General features: G+C 71.4%; 19 protein-coding genes. 11 read left to right on the forward strand and 8 right to left on the reverse strand.

From position 1 onward, the window contains the following. Nucleotides 1–26 precede the first annotated feature (26 nt). Complete coding sequence (locus AC4H2H_RS03325) at nt 27–815, reverse strand: lysophospholipid acyltransferase family protein (protein WP_494369400.1); 789 nt, start codon at nt 813–815, stop codon at nt 27–29. A 57-nt stretch (nt 816–872) separates the two neighbouring features. On the opposite strand from AC4H2H_RS03325, the gene AC4H2H_RS03330 reads away from it, so the two are divergent. Continuing rightward, nucleotides 873–1,532 (forward strand): hypothetical protein, encoded by a 660-nt coding sequence (locus AC4H2H_RS03330; RefSeq protein ID WP_494369401.1) that lies wholly within the window; start codon nt 873–875, stop codon nt 1,530–1,532. A gap of 46 nt (nt 1,533–1,578) precedes the next feature. Here AC4H2H_RS03330 and AC4H2H_RS03335 read toward each other — a convergent pair whose 3' ends face one another. Further along, nucleotides 1,579–2,526, reverse strand: a complete 948-nt coding sequence (locus AC4H2H_RS03335; protein ID WP_494369402.1) for an ROK family glucokinase — start codon at nt 2,524–2,526, stop codon at nt 1,579–1,581. Between the two features lie 207 nt (nt 2,527–2,733). Between AC4H2H_RS03335 and AC4H2H_RS03340 the strand changes: the two genes are divergently transcribed. From AC4H2H_RS03340 to AC4H2H_RS03350, 3 genes are all read left to right on the forward strand, one after another. Continuing rightward, nucleotides 2,734–4,551: an AMP-dependent synthetase/ligase gene (locus AC4H2H_RS03340; RefSeq protein ID WP_494369403.1), complete on the forward strand. Its 1,818-nt coding sequence runs from the start codon at nt 2,734–2,736 to the stop codon at nt 4,549–4,551. Nucleotides 4,552–4,657: 106 nt separating this feature from the next. Then, nucleotides 4,658–6,409, forward strand: a complete 1,752-nt coding sequence (locus AC4H2H_RS03345) for a DEDD exonuclease domain-containing protein (RefSeq protein WP_494369404.1) — start codon at nt 4,658–4,660, stop codon at nt 6,407–6,409. A 23-nt stretch (nt 6,410–6,432) separates the two neighbouring features. Then, nucleotides 6,433–6,714 carry an Lrp/AsnC family transcriptional regulator gene (locus AC4H2H_RS03350; RefSeq protein WP_251151469.1) on the forward strand — a complete coding sequence of 94 codons (282 nt, stop codon included), beginning with the start codon at nt 6,433–6,435 and terminating at the stop codon, nt 6,712–6,714. A gap of 32 nt (nt 6,715–6,746) precedes the next feature. Here AC4H2H_RS03350 and trpD read toward each other — a convergent pair whose 3' ends face one another. Both trpD and AC4H2H_RS03360 read right to left on the reverse strand, forming a co-directional pair. Beyond that, the gene (gene trpD, locus AC4H2H_RS03355) at nt 6,747–7,868 is read right to left on the reverse strand and encodes an anthranilate phosphoribosyltransferase (protein WP_494369405.1); all 1,122 of its coding nucleotides are present in this window, start codon (nt 7,866–7,868) and stop codon (nt 6,747–6,749) included. 26 nt (nt 7,869–7,894) lie between these two features. Continuing rightward, complete coding sequence (locus AC4H2H_RS03360; protein ID WP_494369406.1) at nt 7,895–8,344, reverse strand: response regulator; 450 nt, start codon at nt 8,342–8,344, stop codon at nt 7,895–7,897. A 287-nt stretch (nt 8,345–8,631) separates the two neighbouring features. Here AC4H2H_RS03360 and ctaE point away from each other — a divergent pair, with 287 nt between their 5' ends. From ctaE to AC4H2H_RS03385, 5 genes are all read left to right on the forward strand, one after another. Further along, the gene (ctaE, locus tag AC4H2H_RS03365) at nt 8,632–9,282 is read left to right on the forward strand and encodes an aa3-type cytochrome oxidase subunit III (protein ID WP_494369407.1); all 651 of its coding nucleotides are present in this window, start codon (nt 8,632–8,634) and stop codon (nt 9,280–9,282) included. Nucleotides 9,283–9,355: 73 nt separating this feature from the next. Next, complete coding sequence (qcrC, locus tag AC4H2H_RS03370) at nt 9,356–10,135, forward strand: cytochrome bc1 complex diheme cytochrome c subunit (RefSeq protein ID WP_494369408.1); 780 nt, start codon at nt 9,356–9,358, stop codon at nt 10,133–10,135. Beyond that, nucleotides 10,132–11,193 carry a cytochrome bc1 complex Rieske iron-sulfur subunit gene (gene qcrA, locus AC4H2H_RS03375; RefSeq protein WP_494369409.1) on the forward strand — a complete coding sequence of 354 codons (1,062 nt, stop codon included), beginning with the start codon at nt 10,132–10,134 and terminating at the stop codon, nt 11,191–11,193. Before qcrC ends, qcrA begins: the two co-directional genes overlap by 4 nt. After that, entirely contained in the window at nt 11,190–12,953 is a 1,764-nt protein-coding gene (gene qcrB, locus AC4H2H_RS03380) for a cytochrome bc1 complex cytochrome b subunit (protein ID WP_494369410.1), read from the forward strand. Before qcrA ends, qcrB begins: the two co-directional genes overlap by 4 nt. 215 nt (nt 12,954–13,168) lie before the next feature. Then, on the forward strand, nt 13,169–13,792 hold the full coding sequence (locus AC4H2H_RS03385; RefSeq protein ID WP_494369411.1) for a superoxide dismutase: 624 nt from the start codon (nt 13,169–13,171) through the stop codon (nt 13,790–13,792). 179 nt (nt 13,793–13,971) lie between these two features. Here AC4H2H_RS03385 and AC4H2H_RS03390 read toward each other — a convergent pair whose 3' ends face one another. The 3 genes from AC4H2H_RS03390 to ctaC are packed head-to-tail and all read right to left on the reverse strand — an operon-like array spanning nt 13,972 to nt 17,074. Continuing rightward, nucleotides 13,972–14,370 carry a cytochrome c oxidase subunit 4 gene (locus AC4H2H_RS03390; protein WP_494369412.1) on the reverse strand — a complete coding sequence of 133 codons (399 nt, stop codon included), beginning with the start codon at nt 14,368–14,370 and terminating at the stop codon, nt 13,972–13,974. Further along, the gene (ctaD, locus tag AC4H2H_RS03395; RefSeq protein WP_494369413.1) at nt 14,367–16,190 is read right to left on the reverse strand and encodes an aa3-type cytochrome oxidase subunit I; all 1,824 of its coding nucleotides are present in this window, start codon (nt 16,188–16,190) and stop codon (nt 14,367–14,369) included. Before ctaD ends, AC4H2H_RS03390 begins: the two co-directional genes overlap by 4 nt. Continuing rightward, nucleotides 16,190–17,074: an aa3-type cytochrome oxidase subunit II gene (ctaC, locus tag AC4H2H_RS03400; RefSeq protein ID WP_494369414.1), complete on the reverse strand. Its 885-nt coding sequence runs from the start codon at nt 17,072–17,074 to the stop codon at nt 16,190–16,192. Before ctaC ends, ctaD begins: the two co-directional genes overlap by 1 nt. A 439-nt stretch (nt 17,075–17,513) precedes the next feature. Here ctaC and AC4H2H_RS03405 point away from each other — a divergent pair, with 439 nt between their 5' ends. Further along, nucleotides 17,514–18,659: a cysteine desulfurase family protein gene (locus AC4H2H_RS03405; protein ID WP_494369415.1), complete on the forward strand. Its 1,146-nt coding sequence runs from the start codon at nt 17,514–17,516 to the stop codon at nt 18,657–18,659. After that, entirely contained in the window at nt 18,656–18,943 is a 288-nt protein-coding gene (locus tag AC4H2H_RS03410) for a sulfurtransferase TusA family protein (protein ID WP_494369416.1), read from the forward strand. The genes AC4H2H_RS03405 and AC4H2H_RS03410 overlap by 4 nt, the downstream gene beginning before the upstream one ends. 135 nt (nt 18,944–19,078) lie before the next feature. On the opposite strand, the gene erpA is transcribed toward AC4H2H_RS03410, so the two are convergent. Further along, a complete protein-coding gene (gene erpA, locus AC4H2H_RS03415; protein ID WP_494369417.1) occupies nt 19,079–19,429 on the reverse strand; it encodes an iron-sulfur cluster insertion protein ErpA in 351 nt (116 codons plus the stop codon). Nucleotides 19,430–19,439: the final 10 nt, after the last annotated feature.

The raw sequence follows: 19,439 nt of genomic DNA on the forward strand, positions 1-19,439 counted from the left end.
GGCCACACCGTGCGACCGGCCGTCGCTCAGTCTACTGACGCGGCGCCCGGCTCCGGCGGCGGTTCCGGCACCTGGACGTCGGGAGCGGGCCGCCCGCCGGGCGCGCCGCCGGCGGGCGCGACACCCTCGGCGTGGCCGGCGGCGAGGCGGGCCTTGGCCGTCGCGGCGTAGATGTCGACGTACTCCTGGCCCGACAGCCGCATGATCGCGTACATGATCTCGTCGGTGACGGCGCGCAGGATGAAGCGGTCGTTCTCCATGCCGCGGTAGCGCGAGAAGTCGAGGGGCTCGCCGATGACGATCCCGATGCGCATGGGCGTCGGGATGACCTTGCCGATCGGCTGGGCGATGTTCGTCCCGACCATCGCGACGGGGATCACGGGCGCCCCCGACTCGAGCGCGAGCCGCGCGACGCCGGTCTTGCCGCGGTAGAGGCGACCGTCGGGGCTGCGCGTGCCCTCGGGGTAGATCCCGAACAGGTCGCCCTCGCGCAGCACGCGCAGCCCGGTGTCGAGGGCCGCCTCGCTCGCCTTCCCGCCCGTGCGGTCCACGGGGATCGTGCCGACACCGCGCATGAAGCCCGCGGTGAGCCGGCCCTTGACGCCCGTCCCCGTGAAGTAGTCGGACTTGCCGAGGAACTGGACCTTGCGCCCGAGGACGAGCGGCAGGATGAACGAGTCGATCACGGCGAGGTGGTTCCCCGCGAGGATCGCACCGCCGTTCTCCGGCACGTTCTCCACGCCCCGCGTCCAGGGACGGTAGAGCACCCGGAGCAGGGGCCCGACCATCACCTGCTTCATGAACCAGTAGAACAACGTTCCTCCTCGCGGCGTCCCGGCGCGGGACGTGCATCCGACTCTAGAGTGAATGGCATGGCCGCACCGAATGCCCAGCCGGACTCACCCCAGCCCGACGACGCCCCCGACCCCACGCCCGACGACGGTCCTGCAGGGCAGTCGCAATCCTCCGACGCAGGCGACGCAGTCGGCGAGGGCGACGCGGGCGACCCTGCCGAGCGGCCGACCGACGAGCCGCGCCAGCCCGCGCTCGACGTCGACGCGCAGTGGGCGGGCATCGTCGCCGAGCTCTCCGACCTGACGGACCTCGACGCCGCACGCCAGGCGGGCGAGGACGACGACGTGGGCGAGAAGCCGTCGTCGGGCCCGACCGACGTGCAGCGCGGGCCGCGCGACGTGCTCGGGTCCGTGCCGGTCGCGCCGTGGGTGCGGGCGACGGGGCCGCGGGACTGGCCCGCCACGCCCGACGTCGAAGCGCTCGAGGAGGCGGAGAGCCATTTCGTCCCGCCCGACCCGCCGCTCGTCCTCGGCCGCGACCCCCTGCTGACCATGGCGTGGGCGCTCGTCGTGGGCGTGCCGATCCTGCTGCTCGTGGTGCTCGTGCTCGCGCGCCCGTACCCGGTGGTCGTCGCGCAGGTCGGTGCCGGGGCCTTCCTCGCGGGTCTCGCGATCCTCCTCTGGCGCATGCCGCACCACAGGGACGACGACGACCAGGGCCCGGGGGCCGTCGTCTGACGCCGACCGCGCCGGGATGCCGACACGTGGCGGGACGGCGCGGGGCTCAGCGGCGCGCGAGGTCCGCGGCGCCGACGATGCCGGCCTCGTTGCCGTGCTCGGCGAGCTCGATCTTCGCCTCGGGCCGGTGGCCGCGCGCCGAGAGCTGGTCGGCGAACGCCCGGCGGACGGGCTGCAGCAGGAGGTCCCCCGCCGCGCCGACGCCACCGCCGATGACGATGAGCTCGGGGTCGAGCAGCGCGGTCACGGACGCCGCGCCCTCGCCGATCCAGCGGCCGAGGTTCGCGAGGAGCTCGACCGCGAGCTCGTCGCCCTCCTGCGCCGCCTGGGTGACGTGAGGGCCGGTGAGCTTGTCGGCGTCGCCGCCGCAGATCTCCAGCAGGCGGGTCGCGCGGTCGGGCTGGGCGATGAGCGCGTTCTGCCCGTCCCGCACGAGGGCCGACCCCGAGGCGTACTGCTCCCAGCACCCCTCGTGGCCGCACCCGCAGTAGTGCCCGCCGGGCACGACCCGCATGTGCCCGACCTCCGCCGCGACACCCCACTTCCCCCGCACGAGCCGGCGGTCCACGACGAGCGCGCCACCGAGCCCTGTGCCCACGGTGAGCATGAGCATGTCCGTCACGTCGCGCCCGACGCCGAACTGGAACTCCGCCCAGCCGGCCGCGTTCGCGTCGTTCTCGACGACGATGGGCACGTCCGCGTCGCCGATGAGCTCGCGCACGTTCCGCTCCAGCGGGTACTCGCGCCACGCGATGTTCGGCGCGAAGAGCACCGACGTGCGGTCGGGGCTGACGAAGCCGGCGGCCGCCAGCCCCATGGCGCCGACCTCGTGCTCGGCGGTGAGCTCGGCGTACACGTCGGCGATGGCACGGTCGATGCTCGCGACGTCGTCCGCCTCGGTGTCGCGGCGCGTCTGGACGAGGATCTCGCCCTTCTCGTCGACGACCCCGGCCGCGATCTTCGTCCCGCCGATGTCCACACCGATGGCGTGCATGTCCCGTCCTCACTCGCTCGACTGAAGGGTTGGCTGCAGGTGCTGCCTCCCTCGCGGACGCCGCACGACCACCGGAACTCCGCGCCCGCGCGAAACGTTGCGCAAGCAGCGCACAGCAGCTGAAGCCTACCGACTCCGGGGCGTCCGCGGCACGCGCCGTCACTGGGTAGGGTTCTCCCACCGTCGACTACTGCCACTGGAGCCAGCATGGACGAGATCAGCGCCCCACGGATCGTCGAAGTCGATCCGTCGAAGAACCTCAACGACCTCCTCGCGAGCCGTGTCGCCGCCGACCCGTCGGCGCCGATGGTCGAGCGCCGGACCGGGTCCGGAGGCGCGTGGGAGGCGCTCAGCGCACGGGCGTTCGACGCCGAGGTGGTCGCGGTCGCGAAGGGCCTCGTCGCGCGCGGCGTCCAGCCCGGGGACCACGTGGGCATCATGTCGCGCACGCGCTACGAGTGGACGCTCTTCGACTGGGCCACCTGGGCGGCGGGTGCCGTGCCCGTCCCGCTCTACGAGACCTCGAGCGCCGAGCAGGTGCAGTGGATCCTCTCGGACTCCGACGTGCGTCTGCTCGTCGTCGAGACCGAGGCCCACGCGGCGACCGTCGCCGAGGTGCGCGACCAGGCGCCCGCGCTCGGCGACGTGCTCGTGATCGACTCCGGTGCGGTCGCGGCGCTCACGGCCGACGGCGCGGACGTCGACGACGCGGAGATCGCGCGCCGTCGCGGGCTGGCGGACCTCGAGGACGTCGCGACGATCATCTACACGTCCGGGACGACGGGCCGCCCCAAGGGTGCCGAGCTCACGCACGAGAACTTCTACTCCCTCACGGTCAACGCCGTGCAGGCCGTGCCCGAGGTCTTCGGCGAGCCCGGCGCCCGCACGCTGCTCTTCATGCCGCTCGCGCACGTGTTCGCACGCTTCATCGGCGTCCTCGTCGTCGCGGGTGGCACGGTGCTCGGCCACACGCCGGACACCAAGACGCTCCTCGAGGACCTGGGCACGTTCAAGCCCACCTACATCCTGTCCGTCCCGCGCGTGTTCGAGAAGGTCTACAACTCGTCCGAGCAGAAGGCCGCGGCCGGCGGCAAGCTGAAGATCTTCCACTGGGCGGCCGCGACGGCGATCGCCTACTCGCGCGCGCTCGACGACGCGTCCGGCCCCGGCATCGGGCTGCGCCTGCAGCACAAGGTCGCCGACGCGCTCGTCTTCAAGAAGCTGCGCCACGCGCTCGGCGGCCACGCGAAGTACGCCGTGTCCGGGGGCGCGCCGCTGGGCGAGCGCCTGGGCCACTTCTACCGCGGCATCGGCGTCCGCATCCTCGAGGGCTACGGGCTCACGGAGACGACGGCGCCGACCTCGGTCAACCGGCCGACGAACACCAGTATCGGCACGGTCGGCACGCAGCTGCCCGGCTGCGCCGTCCGCATCGCCGAGGACGGCGAGATCCTCCTCAAGGGTCACCACGTGTTCCGCGGCTACCACGGCAACGAGCAGGCGACGGCCGACGCGTTCGTCGACGGCTGGTTCCGCACGGGCGACCTCGGCTCCCTCGACGAGGACGGGTTCCTGCGGATCACGGGTCGCAAGAAGGAGATCATCGTCACGGCCGGCGGCAAGAACGTCGCGCCCGCGGTGCTCGAGGACCGGATCCGCGCGCACGCGCTCGTCAGCCAGTGCGTCGTGGTCGGCGACCAGCGCCCGTTCATCGGCGCCCTCGTCACGCTCGACGCCGAGGGCCTGCCGGGCTGGGCGAGCATGCACGGCAAGGAGGGGCTCACGGTCGAGGCGGCCGCGACGGACCCCGACGTCCTCGCGGCTCTCGACGCCGCGGTGACACGCGCCAACCAGGCCGTCTCGCGCGCCGAGTCGATCCGCAAGTTCAGCGTGCTGACGACCGACTTCACCGTCGAGAACGGGTACCTCACCCCGTCGCTCAAGGTGAAGCGCTCCGAGGTGCTCAAGGACTTCGCCGGGGACGTCGACGCGCTCTACGCGGACGGCGCGGCCCCGGTGCGCTGACCCTCTCGGCGACCTCACGACGGCCCCCCGGTGGCGACCACCGGGGGGCCGTCGGGCGTCAGGGGGCGCCCGCTGCGTGTGGGTAGGCGCCGATAGCGTCCCCGCCATGCTGAACGGTCCCGTCCTCGCCCCGTTCCCCGGGGCGCGTGACACCGCGCCGGCGGGGACGCCGGTCCAGCCCACGCTCGACGACGTGGGCACGCCCCTGAGCGACGTGACGTTCGTCGTCGTCGACCTCGAGACCACGGGCGGCTCGCCCGCTGCGGCCGGCATCACGGAGATCGGCGCGGTCAAGGTCCGCGGCGGCGAGGTCCTCGGGGAGCTCCAGACGCTCGTCGACCCCGGCGTCCCCGTACCCGCCTTCGTCGCCCGCCTCACGGGCATCACGTCCGCGATGGTCGCGACGGCGCCGCCCATCGAGGCGGTCCTGCCCAGCTTTCTCGAGTTCGCGCGCGGCGCCGTGCTCGTCGCGCACAACGCGCCGTTCGACATGTCGTTCCTCAAGGCGGCGTGCCGGGCGGCGGGGTACGAGTGGCCGGGGAACCAGGTGCTCGACACGGTGACGCTCGCACGCCGCGTCGTCACGCGCGACGAGGCGCCGAACCACAAGCTGGCGACGCTCGCCGCGCTCTTCCGCGCGACGGTCACGCCCGAGCACCGCGCTCTCGCCGACGCACGAGCCACGGTGGACGTGCTGCACGCGCTGCTCGCCCGGCTCGGACCGCTCGGCGTGACGCACCTCGAGGACCTCGCCGGGGCGACCGACCCCGTGCCGCAGGACGTGCGCCGCAAGCGGCACCTCGCGGACGGCCTGCCGGACGCACCGGGCGTCTACCTGTTCCGGGGGCCGGGTGACGAGGTCCTGTACGTCGGCACATCGACCTCGATCCGGCGTCGGGTCCGGTCGTACTTCACCCGCTCCGAGAAGCGCGGTCGCATCACGGAGATGGTCCGCATCGCGCACGCCGTCACCCCGGTCGTGTGCGCGACGCCGCTCGAGGCCCAGGTGCGCGAGCTGCGCCTCATCGCCGAGCACGCCCCGCGATACAACCGCCGCTCGCGCCACCCCGAGCGCATGACGTGGATCCGGCTCACGGACGAGGCCTACCCGCGGCTGTCCGTCGTCCGGGAGGTCCGGGCGCCGGCGGCCCACATCGGCCCGTTCTCGTCGAAGCAGCAGGCACAGGCGGCCGTCGACGCGCTGCACGACGCGTTCCCCCTCCGGCAGTGCACCCGCCGGCTGCCGGTCGTCGCGGCACCCGGCGCGACGGCGTGCGTGCTCGCCGAGATGGGGCGCTGCTCGGCACCCTGCACGTCGCGCGAGCGGGACCCGGCCTACGCCGAGGTCGCCGTGGCCGTCCGCAGCGCATTCGCGGGTGATCCGTCACCGGTCGTCGCGGAGCTCGGACGGCGCATCGCCGCGCTCGCGCGCGAGGAGCGGTTCGAGCAGGCGGGCGAGCTCACGCACCGGCTGCGCGCGTTCCTCACGGGCGCCGCGCGGGCGCAGCGCCTCGGCCCCCTCACCGCGTGCCCCGAGCTCGTCGCGGCGCGTTCGACGGACGACGGCGGGTGGGAGGTCGTCGTCGTCCGCCACGCGCGGCTCGCGGCGACCGGGGTGAGCCCGCCCGGGGAGGACCCGTGGCCGCTCGTCCACGCGCTCGTCGCGACCGCGGAGACCGTCGCCGCTCCCGTGCCGCCCGCACCCGCCTGCCACCCGCACGAGGCCGAGATCGTGCTCGCATGGCTCGAGCAGCCGGGCGTGCGGATCGTCGACGTGACCGGCGCGTGGACGTGCCCGGTCCGCTCGGCGCGGTCCCACGTCGACCTCGCGGCCGCCGTGCGTAGAGTGGTCGCCTGACGACGACCCGTCCCGGAGGAACCATGCTCACCGCCATCGTCCTGATCGACACCGACCCCGCCCGCATCCCCGAGGTCGCGTCCGAGGTCGCGGACCTCAAGGGCGTCAGCGAGGTCTACTCGGTCACGGGCAAGGCGGACCTCGTCGCGATGGTCCGGGTGCAGGAGCACGACCAGCTCGCCGACGTCATCGCCGACCGCATCAGCAAGGTCGCGGGCGTGGTGCGCACCGAGACGTTCATCGCGTTCCGCGCGTACTCCAACGTTGACCTCGAGCAGGCCTTCGCGCTCGGTCTCGACGACTGACGACCGGGCCGTGACCGGCCCGGTCCTCCGCGTCAGTCGTCCGCGGCTGCTGCGGCCCAGCGCGCGAGCGCGTCGCGCGCCGCGCCGTTGTCGACGCTCTCCGCGGCCAGCGCGCAGCCCGCGCGCAGGCGCTCGACGAGCGTGCCCTCGCCGGTCCCCGCGAGGGTGCCGTCGGCGACGAGGCCCGCGGCGGCGTTGAGCAGGACCGTCTCGCGCACCGGGCCCGTCTCGCCCGCGAGGAACCTGCGTGCGACCTCGGCGTTGAACGCGGCGTCGCGGCCCCGCAGGTCGGCGATCGTGACGGGCGACAGCCCGAGGTCGGCGACCGGGTCGAGGCGGTGCTCGGTCACCGACCCGTCGCGGACCTCCCAGACGGTCGCGCCCCCGGTCGCCGCGAGCTCGTCGAGACCGTCGTCGCCGCGGAACACGAGGGCCGACGTCGCCCGGCCCGCGAGCACGCCGGCGATGAGCGGCGCGATACGGGCGTCCGCCACGCCGATCGCCGCAGCGCGCGGCTGCGCCGGGTTGGTCAGCGGACCGAGGACGTTGAACGCCGTCGGGATGCCGAGCTCCTTGCGCGCGACACCCGCGTGCCGCATGGACGGGTGGAAGACCTGGGCGAAGCAGAACGTGATGCCGGCCTCCATCGCGATGCGGGCGACGCGCTGCGGCCCGTGGTCGAGCCGGATGCCGAGCTCCTCGAGCACGTCGGCCGCGCCCGACGACGACGTCGCCGCCCGGTTCCCGTGCTTGACCACCCGGACGCCGGCCCCCGCGACGACGAGGGACGCCATGGTCGAGATGTTCACCGTGTGCGCGCGGTCACCGCCCGTCCCGACGATGTCGACCGCCGGGCCGTCGACGGTGAACCGGCTCGCGTGCGCGAGCATCGCGTCGGCGAGCCCCGTGAGTTCGGCGACCGTCTCGCCTTTCGCCCGCAGCGCGACGAGGAAGCCCGCGAGCCGCACGGGCGACACCTCGCCCGACATGACCTGGTCCATCGCCCAGGCGGTCCGCTCCGCGTCCAGGTCGCGGCCCGCGACGAGCTCCGTGAGCAGACCCGGCCACGAGAGCTCCGTCCCCGTCGGTGCACCCGTCGACGCGCCCGGGACGGGAGCGCTCGAGGAAGAGGCGGGGACGGGGGTCGTGGTCACGGAGGGAGCCCTTCGGTCCGGAACGGTCACTGCGTGCCGACGACACCCAGGAGATCGGCGACGGCGCGCTGCAGCTCGACCGCGTCGAACGGTCGGGGCACCGCGTCGTCGGCGAGCGACCACGATGCTAGCCAACCGTCCTGCGGCCTGCCGGTGAGGACCAGGACCGGAGGGCAGCGGTAGATCTCGTTCTTCAGCTGGCGGCACAGACCCATGCCGCCGGCCTTGTCCGCCTCGCCGTCGAGCACGAGCAGGTCCCAGCCGCCGGCGTCGGCCGCGGACACGACCGCAGCAGGGGTCGCGACCTCGAGCCACTCGATGTCCGGTCGCCCCGCGCCCAAGCGGCGCCCGACGGCGAGCCGCACCTGCTCGCGCACGGTCACGTCGTCGCTGTACAGCAGGATGCGCGGCGCACGCCGGGTCGCCACGTCGCCGTGCTCGTGGCCCTCGTGCGTCGTCGTCACGGTCGTCGTCATCGTCGTCACCGTCGCCTTCGTCGTTCTGCCGGTCGGCGGGAGCGCGCACGCGCGTCTCCCGCTGGCATCTTGGCACGTCCGGGCCCGTTCCATCACCCCTCGGCCGCCGGGCGACAGATCCTCGTCGGAGGGCCCGGCAGAGTGCTGGTGCGGCCGCGGGTTTCATGGCACTTCACCGTCATACGTCACCAAGTGCAGGTCTACGTGGGAAGTTCTGGAGACATTGTGAGATTCGCCGCCTCCGACCTCCCCGCCGGGTGCCGCGAACCGGGCCGACGTCGGCCATAATGGCTGTTGTGTCGACCGCAACGGCTGCCCCCCACGCCCATCAGCACGTGAGCGTCAACCGACCGAACCCCGTCTCGGTCGGGACGATCGTGTGGCTGGCCAGCGAGCTCATGTTCTTCGCCGGCCTGTTCGCCATGTACTTCACGGTCCGCGCCGTGATGCCCGCCGACGAGTGGGCGTTGCAGGCGGACAAGCTCAACCTGACCTTCGCGGCGATCAACACGACCGTCCTGGTGCTGTCGTCGGTGACGTGCCAGATGGGCGTGTGGGCCGCCGAGCGTTTCCAGCCCGTACGCACCGGCTCGATCTTCCAGGTGAACCGCTGGGGGATGAACGAGTGGATGACGCTGACGTTCCTCATGGGCGCCTTCTTCATCGGCGGGCAGATCTTCGAGTACGCCGAGCTCGTCGAGCACGGGGTGACGATCTCCTCGACGCCGTACGGCTCGGTCTTCTACCTCACGACAGGCTTCCACGGCCTGCACGTGGTCGGCGGCCTGATCGCCTTCCTCTTCCTTCTCGGCCGCTCGTTCTCGGCCAAGAACTTCGGGCACCACGAGGCCACGACGGCCATCGTGACGTCCTACTACTGGCACTTCGTCGACGTCGTGTGGATCGCGCTGTTCTTCGTGATCTACATCTTGCGCTGACGTCTCCGACGGGGTCCGCCCCGTCCGCCCACCCCGCCCCCTGCTCCCCCATCCGCGAGACGAGGATCATTTCGTGAAGGCACTCGCCGCCCGCAGACACCACCGCCTCGCGCCGGTCGTGCTGCTGCTGCTGGCGCTGCTGGTCACCGGTGGCGTCTACGCCGCCTTTGCACCGACCCCGGCCAACGCCGAGACCGCCAGCACCGAGGACATCGAGACCGGCCAGAAGCTCTTCCAGGCGAACTGCGCCACCTGCCACGGCCCCAACGCCGAAGGCACGGAGTCCGCGCCGTCGCTCGTCGGCGTCGGCGCCGCGTCGGTCGACTTCCAGGTGTCCACCGGCCGCATGCCGATGCAGATGGACGGGCCGCAGGCGCTCCAGAAGCCGCGCCAGTTCGACGAGGAGCAGACGGCGCAGCTCGCCGCCTACGTCGCCTCGCTCGGCGCCGGTCCGGCGATCCCGACGGACGAGCAGGTCGACGCGTCCCTCGGCAACATCGCCAACGGTGCCGCGATCTTCCGGACCAACTGCGCCATGTGCCACAACGCCGTCGGCGCGGGCGGTGCGCTCTCCGAGGGCAAGTTCGCTCCGCCGCTGTGGGACACGTCGGAGCGCAACATCTACCAGGCGATGCTCACCGGCCCGCAGTCGATGCCGGTGTTCAACGACGCGACCGTCACGCCGGAGGAGAAGCGGGACGTCATCGCGTTCCTCGTCGACCAGCGTGAGGGTTCGGCCGGTGGCCTGACGCTCGGCGGGCTCGGCCCGGTCAGCGAGGGCCTGTGGGCCTGGATCGTCGGTATGGGCCTCCTCGTCGGAGCCGCAGTGTGGATCGGAGCCAAGTCCTCGTGAGCGACTACCAGAACCCCCGTTCGCCCGAGTCCTCGCACCGCGAGGTCGGGCACCGCGAGGAGCACGGGACGCTCGAGACGTTCCCGGACCCGGGCCTGCCCGAGCACAAGAGCCGCATGGCCGACCGCGACCCGAAGGCCGCCAAGCGCGGTGAGCGCCAGGTCGCGGCGCTCTTCGGCATCTCGGTGATCGGCACGATCGCCGCGCTCGTCGTGTACTTCGTCATCCCGCCGGACGGGACGACCGCGGGCGTGCGCCTCTCGACACTCTCGCTCGGTCTCGCCACGGCGTTCGCGCTCCTGGGGATCGGTCTCGGTGCCGTGCACTGGGCGAAGGTCCTCATGTCCGACCACGAGAAGGTCGACGAGCGGCACCCGATCGCGAGCGACGACCAGACGCGTGCCGGCGCGATCGCCGAGCTCGAGGCCGGTGTCAAGGACTCGGGCATCGCCCGTCGTGGCGTGCTCAAGGGCGCTGCCATCTCCGCCCTCGCGCTCTTCCCGCTGACCATCGCGGTCCCGCTCGTCGGGAGCGTCGGTGGCGACTGGAACGTCTCGAAGTTCAAGCACACGATGTGGAAGCCCGGCACGCGCCTGGCGATCGACCCCTCCGGGCGGCCCATCAAGGCGGCCGACGTGACGATCGGTTCGGTCGTGCACATCATCCCCGAGGCCTCCCAGGAGGAGATGCAGTCCCACGAGTGGATCACCGAGAAGGCCAAGGCGGTCGTCCTCCTGGTCCGGCTCGACCCACGTGACATCAAGTCCGACCAGTCGCCCGAGGGCGAGACGTGGTCGTACGACGGGATCGTCGCGTTCTCCAAGATCTGCACGCACGTCGGGTGCCCCGTTGCGCTCTACGAGCAGCAGACGCACCACCTGCTCTGCCCGTGCCACCAGTCGACGTTCGACGTGGCCGACAGCGCCAAGGTGGTCTTCGGCCCCGCGAAGCGGCCTCTGCCGCAGCTGCCGATCTCCGTTGATGACGAGGGCTACCTGGTCGCGCAGAGCGACTTCAACGAGCCCATCGGCCCGAGCTTCTGGGAGCGTCTGAAGTGACCACCAGCAGCGGCACCGCCGCACCGAAGTCAGCCGCACCGAAGGCCGCCGCGCCGACGACCCCCGCCGGCAAGGCAGCCGACTACCTGGACCAGCGCACGAGCATCGGCTCCGCCGTCAAGGAGTTCGCGCGCAAGGTCTTCCCCGACCACTGGTCGTTCCTCCTGGGCGAGATCGCCCTCTACTCGTTCGTCGTGCTCATCATCACGGGCATCTTCCTCACGATGTTCTTCGTGCCGAGCATGTCGCTGGTCACGTACCACGGGCAGCCCGCGTCGATGGACGGCGTGCTCATGTCCGACGCGTTCGCCTCGACGTTGCACATGTCCTTCGACGTGCGTGGCGGTCTGCTCATGCGGCAGATCCACCACTGGGCAGCCCTGATCTTCCTCGCCGCGATCGTCACGCACATGATGCGCGTGTTCTTCACCGGGGCGTTCCGCAAGCCGCGCGAGGTCAACTGGCTCGTCGGCATGCTCCTCATGATCATGGGCCTCGCGGCGGGCTTCTCCGGCTACTCGTTGCCCGACGACGTGCTGTCCGGCAACGGGCTGCGCATCACCGACGGCGTCGTGAAGTCGATCCCGCTCATCGGCTCGTACATGTCGTACTTCATCTTCGGCGGTGAGTTCCCGGGCGAGCACATCATCCCGAGGCTCTTCACGGTGCACATCCTCCTCGTGCCCGGCCTGATCCTCGCGCTCGTCGCGCTCCACCTCTTCTTCATCGTGCTGCACAAGCACACCCAGTACCCGGGCGGCGGCCGTACCGACAAGAACGTCGTCGGCTTCCCGCTGTTCCCCGTGTACGTGGCCAAGGCCGGCGGCTTCTTCTTCGTCGTGTTCGGCATCCTCGCCCTCATGGGCGGCACGATGGCGATCAACAACGTGTGGAACTACGGCCCCTTCGACCCGTCACCGGTCTCCGCGGGCGCCCAACCTGACTGGTACATGCTGTTCCTCGAGGGATCGCTACGACTCATGCCCGGAGGGGCCGAGTTCGTCACGTGGGGCGACTTCACCGTCCCGCTCAACGTGCTCATCCCGGCAGTGGTGGTCCCCGGGTTGCTGTTCACGTTCCTGTTCGCCTACCCGTTCCTCGAGGCGGCCGCGACGAAGGACAAGCGCGAGCACCACGTGCTCGACCGTCCGCGCAACGTCCCGGTCCGTACCGGGCTCGGCGTCGCGTTCCTCACGGCGTTCATCATCCTGGCGCTCGCCGGCTCGAACGACCTCATCGCGACGCACTTCCACATGTCGATCAACACGATCACGTGGGTGTTCCGGGTGCTGTTCTTCGTCGGCCCGTGGTTCGCGTTCTGGATCACCAAGCGCATCTGCCTCGGCCTGCAGCGCAAGGACCGCGAGCTCGTGCTGCACGGCCACGAGACGGGGCGGATCGTTCGCTTCGCGCACGGGGAGTACATCGAGGTCCACCGCCCGCTCGACGAGCAGGAGCGCTGGCTGCGGGTCAACTACGACGCCCATGCACCGCTCGAGATCGAGCCCGCCACGGACTCCCGCGGCGTGCGCCGCAAGGGCTACAAGCAGGACAAGCGGATGCAGCGCCTCTCCCGCTTCTTCTACGAGGACCGCGTCGAGCCCGTCTCGCCCGCCGAGCTCTCGGCCGCGCACTCGCACGGGGAGCACGACGCTCTCGAGAGCGAGAGCCACGCCCAGATCGAGGCAGGGGCCGCTGCCGTCGGCGGCCGGCGCGACCTGGTCGAGCCGGAGAAGGGCGCCGACGAGCGCCGACCCTGAGGTTCCTGCACAGTAGGACGATGACCCGCGACCAGTCCCCTCACCGAGGTGGACCGGCGCGGGTCATCGGCGTCTGAGCACCGTGTCGCACGCGACCGGGCATGCCTGAACCTGTGCCCCGTCCGAGTGCCCTCGGAAGTGCCGTCGGACGCCGTCAGATCACTGCCCGAGGGCCGTCGGGGACCGCTGCCGGCCCGGACCAGGAGGTACTCCTCATGCCCGTCTACACCCTGCCCGAGCTGTCGTACGACTACGGGGCGCTCGAGCCGCACATCTCCGGGCGCATCATGGAGCTGCACCACTCCAAGCACCACCAGGCCTACGTCACCGGCGCCAACACCGCCCTGGAGAAGCTCGCCGAGGCCCGCGAGACCGGCGACTTCGCCGCGATCAACCTCCACGAGAAGAACCTCGCGTTCAACCTCGGCGGCCACGTCAACCACTCCGCGTTCTGGACCAACCTCTCCCCCGAGGGCGGCGGCGAGCCCACCGGCGAGATCGGCGCCGCGATCGACGAGCACTTCGGCTCCTTCGACGCCTTCAAGAAGCAGTTCGCCGCCGTCGCCGCAGGTGTCCAGGGCTCCGGCTGGGCCATCCTCGCCTGGGACTCCATCGGCTCCCAGCTCATCACCGTCCAGCTCTACGACCAGCAGGGCAACATCCCCCTCGGCCTGACCCCCATCGTGCTGCTCGACGTCTGGGAGCACGCCTACTACCTCGACTACCAGAACGTGCGCGCCGACTACGTCACCGCCTGGTGGAACCTCGTCAGCTGGTCCGACGCCGAGGCCCGCCTCCAGCGCGCCACAACCCAGACCGCCGGCCTCATCGTCGCCTGACACCACGCCCCGGAGCCACCTTCACCGCCGAACCCCGGGTTACCGGGCGATCGGGACGTCGATCGGCATGCAACCCGAGGTTCGGCAGGTCGAGGGAGCGTCGGCGGACGACAGAACGGCCCGCCTCTCGTGAGAGAGACGGGCCGTTCGTCCGCGTACGAGGCGTCAGGCCACCGGGATCAGTGGGCGTGCTGCCCGCGGGAGAACTCGAAGACCCAGCCGACCAGCGCGACCGCGCCGAGCGCGATGCCGACGTAGACGAGCCACCAGCCGACGGCGAGGCCGAGGAACACGATCGCGGCCGAGCCGGCGATCGCGAGCGGCCACCAGCTCCATGGCGCGTAGACGCCCTGGTCGCCTGCGCCCTGCTCGATCAGGCCGTCCGGGTCGTCCTCGGGGCGTGCGTCGATGCGCTTCGCCGTGAGCGCCAGGTAGGCGCCGATCATCCCCACGAGACCCGCGGTCAGGAGGATCGCGACGGAGCCGACGGGCTCCCAGTGGCTCCAGAACCCGTAGACGAGCCCGGCGGCGACGAAGAACGGCGTCCCGTAGAGGAACAGCTTGTACTCGACCTTCACTTCCCAGCCTCCTCGTCCGTCGTGCCCGTGCGGGGTTCGTCGACGATGGTCGTCGTCGTGGAGTCGCTACCGCTCTCGGAACCGCTCAGGCGGTCGAGCGCGACGCTCTTCTCGCCGCGCCGGTCGGCCTCGCCGTACACCTTCTCGAGCACGTTGGGGTTCGGCTCGGCGTGGTCCATGGCTGCGACCTCGGGGTGGTGCAGGTCGAACGCCGGCGACTCGGAGCGGATGCGGGGCAGCGAGGTGAAGTTGTGCCGCGGCGGCGGGCTGGAGGTCGCCCACTCGAGAGAACGCCCGTAGCCCCACGGGTCGTCCACCTCGACCTTGGGCGCGTTGCGCCAGGTGGTGTAGACGTTCCACAGGAACGGCAGCGTCGACGCGGCGAGGATGAACGCCCCGACCGTCGAGACCTGGTTCTCCCACGTGAAGCCGTCTGACGGCGCGTAGTCGGCGTAGCGCCGCGGCATGCCCTCGACACCGAGCCAGTGCTGGATGAGGAACGTCGTGTGGAAGCCGATGAACAACAGCCAGAAGTGAATCTTGCCGAGGCGTTCGTTGAGCATCCGCCCCGTGAACTTGGGCCACCAGAAGTAGAAGCCCGCGAACATCGCGAACACCACCGTGCCGAACACGACGTAGTGGAAGTGCGCCACGACGAAGTACGAGTCCGAGAGGTGGAAGTCGAGGGCCGGGCTCGACAGGATGATGCCCGTCAGGCCCCCGAAGAGGAACGTGACGAGGAACCCGATCGACCACAGCATCGGCGTCTCGAACGTGAGCTTGCCGCGCCACATCGTGCCGATCCAGTTGAAGAACTTCACGCCTGTCGGGACGGCGATGAGCATCGTCATGAAGGCGAAGAACGGCAGGAGGACCGCACCGGTGACGTACATGTGGTGCGCCCACACCGTCACGGACAGCGCCGCGATGGCGATCGTCGCGTAGACGAGGCCCTTGTAGCCGAAGATCGGCTTGCGGCTGAACACCGGCAGGATCTCGGTCACGATGCCGAAGAACGGCAGCGCGATGATGTACACCTCGGGGTGCCCGAAGAACCAGAACAGGTGTTGCCAGAGGATCGCTCCCCCGTTCTCGGGGTTGAAGATCTGCGCCCCGAACCTCCGGTCGGCGCCGAGCGCGAACAGCGCCGAGGCCAGCGGCGGGAAGGCCATGAGCACGAGCAGGCTCGTCACGAGGGTGTTCCACGTGAAGATCGGCATGCGGAACATCGTCATGCCGGGCGCGCGCATCGTGATGATGGTCGTGATGAAGTTGACCGCACCGAGGATCGTGCCGAACCCGGCGAGCGCCAGACCGAACACCCAGAGATCTCCCCCGAGCCCTGGACTGAACGTCGTGTTCGACAACGGCGCGTAGGCGAACCACCCGAACGACGCTGCTCCCTGCGGCGTGAAGAAGCCCGCCGAGGCGATGAGCCCACCGAAGAGGTAGAGCCAGTACGCGAACATGTTCAGCCGCGGGAACGCGACGTCCGGCGCGCCGATCTGCAGCGGCATGATGACGTTGGCGAAGCCCGCGAAGAGCGGGGTCGCGAACAGCAGCAGCATGATCGTGCCGTGCATCGTGAAGAGCTGGTTGTACTGCTCCTTGCTCTGCACGAGCTGGATCCCGGGCTCGAAGAGCTCCGCGCGGATCACGAGGGCCATGAGGCCGCCGATGCAGAAGAAGATGAACGACGAGATCAGGTACAGGTACCCGATCGTCTTGTGGTCGGTGGACGTGACCCACTTGATCACGGTCCGCCCGAGGGTCTGACGCCGGGGCGCGAGACCGGGGATGACTTCGGCCTGCGCGACCATCAGTGCTCACCCTCCGTGGTAGCGGTGACGGGGTTCGGGTCCTGCTGGCGGCTGAAGCCCTCGACCGGGATCTGGCCGTCCTGGCCCTTCTCGCGGAGCTCTTCCATCTGCGCGTCGAACTCGGCGCGGTCGACGACCTCGACGTTGAAGAGCATGCCGGAGTGGTGCTCGCCGCAGAGCTCGGCGCACTTTCCGGCGTAGACGCCCTCACGCTCCGGGGTCACGACGAACGTGTTCGTGCGGTGCGGGATCATGTCCTGCTTGTAGAGGAACGCCGGGATCCAGAAGGAGTGGATGACGTCGCGCGACTGGAGCTCGAACTTCACGGTCTCGTCGACCGGGAGGTAGAGCGTCGGCAGCTCCTCCGACGTCCCGGGCGCGCCGTCGATCGTCGCGTCGTCCGTCATCGTGTCGCCGACGTCGGCCATGTGGACGCCGCTCTCGTACACGTCGTCGTCGACGTAGTTGAAGTCCCAGCTCCACTGCTTGCCGATGACCTGGATCGTGACGTCCGGCTCGGCGCTCGTGTCCTGGATCGCCGACATGTCGCGGTCCGTGTAGTAGAAGAGCACGAGGACCATGAGGATCGGCACAGCCGTGTACATGATCTCGAGCGGCAGGTGGTAACGCGTCTGGACCGGGAGCCGATGGTCGTCCTTGCGCTTGCGGTACGCGGCGACGCACCACAGCATGAGGCCCCACGTGATGATGCCGACGATCAGTGCGGCGATCCACGAGCCGGTCCACAACGAGGTGATCCGGGCGGTCTGGTTGGTCACCTCCCCGTCCTCGTATCCGGGCAGGAACCCGCGCTGGACGGTGTCGGTGGCGCATCCGGACGCCACCGCGGCGACGGCGACGGCGAGAGCCGTCGCCCGCAGCATGGTGCGCCGTGTGCGGCTTGGGGGTTGCGAGTGCAAGGGGGGCCTTTCACGTCACGTCCTGCACCGTCACCCGCCTTTACGAGCCCAGCACAAGACCTTCGTCCTCGACACACGAAGCCTAGCGCGGGATCCTGCGCTTCGTGGCCCGGGGCGCGCTGCGCACGAGCGAGATGCGGCACACGTCGGGGCCGGTCAGCGCAGGTTCGGCACATGCGCGGCGGGTCTGTCAGATCCCGGCCACACGACGTCGCCGCCCACCAGGGCGGTACCGTGCTCGTGGAGCGCCCGAGGATCGCAGACCCGCTCCGCGACGCCCGCGAGAGCGCAACGTTCCGACGCTCCCGGGGCGCTCGCCGCGACCCGGCCGCCCGCCCGACGACCGGTCACCCCGCCGCAGACCGGGCCACCCGCACGACCCCGAGCACGCCCAGGAGGCCCTGTGACGCACACCACCCGCCCGAGCCGCGTCCGGCTCGACAACGGGGGCCGGGCGCCGTGGCACCCGCTCGCGCGCGAGGCGTTCGAGCGCGCTCTCGACGACGGGTGGGCCGACCCTCGGCGCCTGCACGCGGAGGGCCGCCGCGCCGCCGCCCTGCTCGACGGCGCCCGCGAGGCCGTCGCCGCGGCGCTCGGCGCGCGCACGGAAGAGGTCCGCTTCACGGCGAACCACACCTCGTCCCTGCACACGGCCGTGGCGGCCCTCGCGGGGGCGCGGACACGCGTCGGACCGTGCGTCGTCGTCGGTGCGGTGGAGCGGGCCGCGGTCCTGCACGCCGCCGAGCACGGCGGGCTCGAGCGCGTCGTCGTGGGCGTGGACGCGCTCGGTCGCGTGGACGCCGCCGCGATGTCCGACGCCGTCGCGCGCCCAGGCGTCGCGCTCGCCGCCCTGCAGCTCGCCAACGGCGAGGTCGGCACGCTCCAGCCGGTCGAGGCCGTCCACGAGGCGGCCCGCGCGGCCGGCGTGCCGCTCCTGGTCGACGCGGGGGCGGGCGTCGGGCACGTCGCCGTCCCGGAGTCGTGGGACGCGCTCGCGGCCGACCCGGGTGACTGGGGCGCCGGTCCGGGAGCGGGCGTGCTCGCGATCCGGTCCCGGGTCAGACGGCGCAGCCCGTTCCCCGAGGACCCCGACCCGCTCTCCCCCGGTGGTCCGTCCGTGCCCGCGGCGTTCGCGGCCGCCGTCGGGCTGCAGGCCGTGCTCGCGGACCGCGAGGCCGAGGACGCGCGTCGCCGTGCGCTCGTGCAGCGCGTCCGGGAGCGCGTGGCGACCATCCCGGACGTCGAGGTGGTCGGGGACCCGGTCGACCGGCTCCCCCACGTCGCCACGTTCTCGTTCCTCTACGTCGACGGGGAGGCGCTCCTCACCGAGCTCGACCATGAGGGGATCGCCGTCGGCTCGGGGTCCGCCTGCACGTCGAGCACGCTCGAGCCGTCGCACGTCCTCGCGGCCATGGGCGTCCTCACCCATGGCAACGTGCGGGTCGCGCTGGACCGCTCGACGACCGAGCAGGACGTGGACCGGCTCCTCGACGTCCTGCCCGGAGCGGTCGCGCGCGTCCGCGCGACGCTCGGCGTGGAGGGGTTGTGACCGGCGACCCGGGCGGCGAGGGGCCCGCGGTCGCGCGGGACGAGCCGGAGGTCGTCGACGCTCGCGGGCTGCGCTGCCCGCTCCCGGTGATCCGGCTCGCCGCCGCGGCCAAGGCGCGCGCGGCGGGCACCAGGCTGACCGTCTGGTCGACCGATCCTGCCGCCCGCCTCGACGTCCCCGCGTGGGCACGCATGCGCGGGCACGTCGTCGTCGGCGAGAAGCCGCTCCCCCGGACGGGCGCCGACGCCGCGGCCTGGGCGATCACGGTCCAGCTGGGCTCGTGACGTCCCGTCCTCGACGGGACCCGGGCGACCGAGCGCACCGCCGACGCGACGAGCCCGGCCGCCCCTGAGGGCGGCCGGGCTCGTCGGGAGAGCTTCGGGGGCGCTGTCGGCGCGCCCGCCGTCACACCGGCGCGGTCAGCTGAAGGAGCCGCCGCACGCGCAGGCGCTGCCCGCGTTGGGGTTGTCGATGGTGAAGCCCTGCTTCTCGATCGTGTCGGCGAAGTCGATCGTCGCGCCCTCCAGGTAGGGGACGCTCATCTTGTCGACCACGACCTCGACGCCGTCGTAGTCACGCAGCGCGTCGCCCTCGAGCACGCGCTCGTCGAAGTAGAGCTGGTAGATCAGGCCGGAGCAGCCGCCGGGCTGCACCGCGACACGCAGGCGAAGGTCGTCGCGACCCTCCTGCTCGAGGAGGGTACGGATCTTGTCCGCGGCCCCGTCGGTCAGGTTCACGCCGTGCGTGGCAATCTCGGTGGTCTCGCTCATCTCGTCTCCG

This window comes from Cellulosimicrobium sp. BMG9.22 (assembly GCF_059159975.1).

What these genes read in the sequence shown, in the direction of transcription:
- AC4H2H_RS03330 (WP_494369401.1), top strand. Translation starts at nt 873, where the DNA reads ATGGCCGCACCGAATGCCCAGCCGGACTCACCCCAGCCCGACGACGCC.
- AC4H2H_RS03335 (WP_494369402.1), bottom strand. Translation starts at nt 2,526, where the DNA reads ATGCACGCCATCGGTGTGGACATCGGCGGGACGAAGATCGCGGCCGGG.
- AC4H2H_RS03340 (WP_494369403.1), top strand. Translation starts at nt 2,734, where the DNA reads ATGGACGAGATCAGCGCCCCACGGATCGTCGAAGTCGATCCGTCGAAG.
- AC4H2H_RS03345 (WP_494369404.1), top strand. Translation starts at nt 4,658, where the DNA reads ATGCTGAACGGTCCCGTCCTCGCCCCGTTCCCCGGGGCGCGTGACACC.
- AC4H2H_RS03350 (WP_251151469.1), top strand. Translation starts at nt 6,433, where the DNA reads ATGCTCACCGCCATCGTCCTGATCGACACCGACCCCGCCCGCATCCCC.
- AC4H2H_RS03360 (WP_494369406.1), bottom strand. Translation starts at nt 8,344, where the DNA reads ATGACGACGACCGTGACGACGACGCACGAGGGCCACGAGCACGGCGAC.
- ctaE (WP_494369407.1), top strand. Translation starts at nt 8,632, where the DNA reads ATGGCTGTTGTGTCGACCGCAACGGCTGCCCCCCACGCCCATCAGCAC.
- AC4H2H_RS03385 (WP_494369411.1), top strand. Translation starts at nt 13,169, where the DNA reads ATGCCCGTCTACACCCTGCCCGAGCTGTCGTACGACTACGGGGCGCTC.
- ctaD (WP_494369413.1), bottom strand. Translation starts at nt 16,190, where the DNA reads ATGGTCGCGCAGGCCGAAGTCATCCCCGGTCTCGCGCCCCGGCGTCAG.
- ctaC (WP_494369414.1), bottom strand. Translation starts at nt 17,074, where the DNA reads ATGCTGCGGGCGACGGCTCTCGCCGTCGCCGTCGCCGCGGTGGCGTCC.
- erpA (WP_494369417.1), bottom strand. Translation starts at nt 19,429, where the DNA reads ATGAGCGAGACCACCGAGATTGCCACGCACGGCGTGAACCTGACCGAC.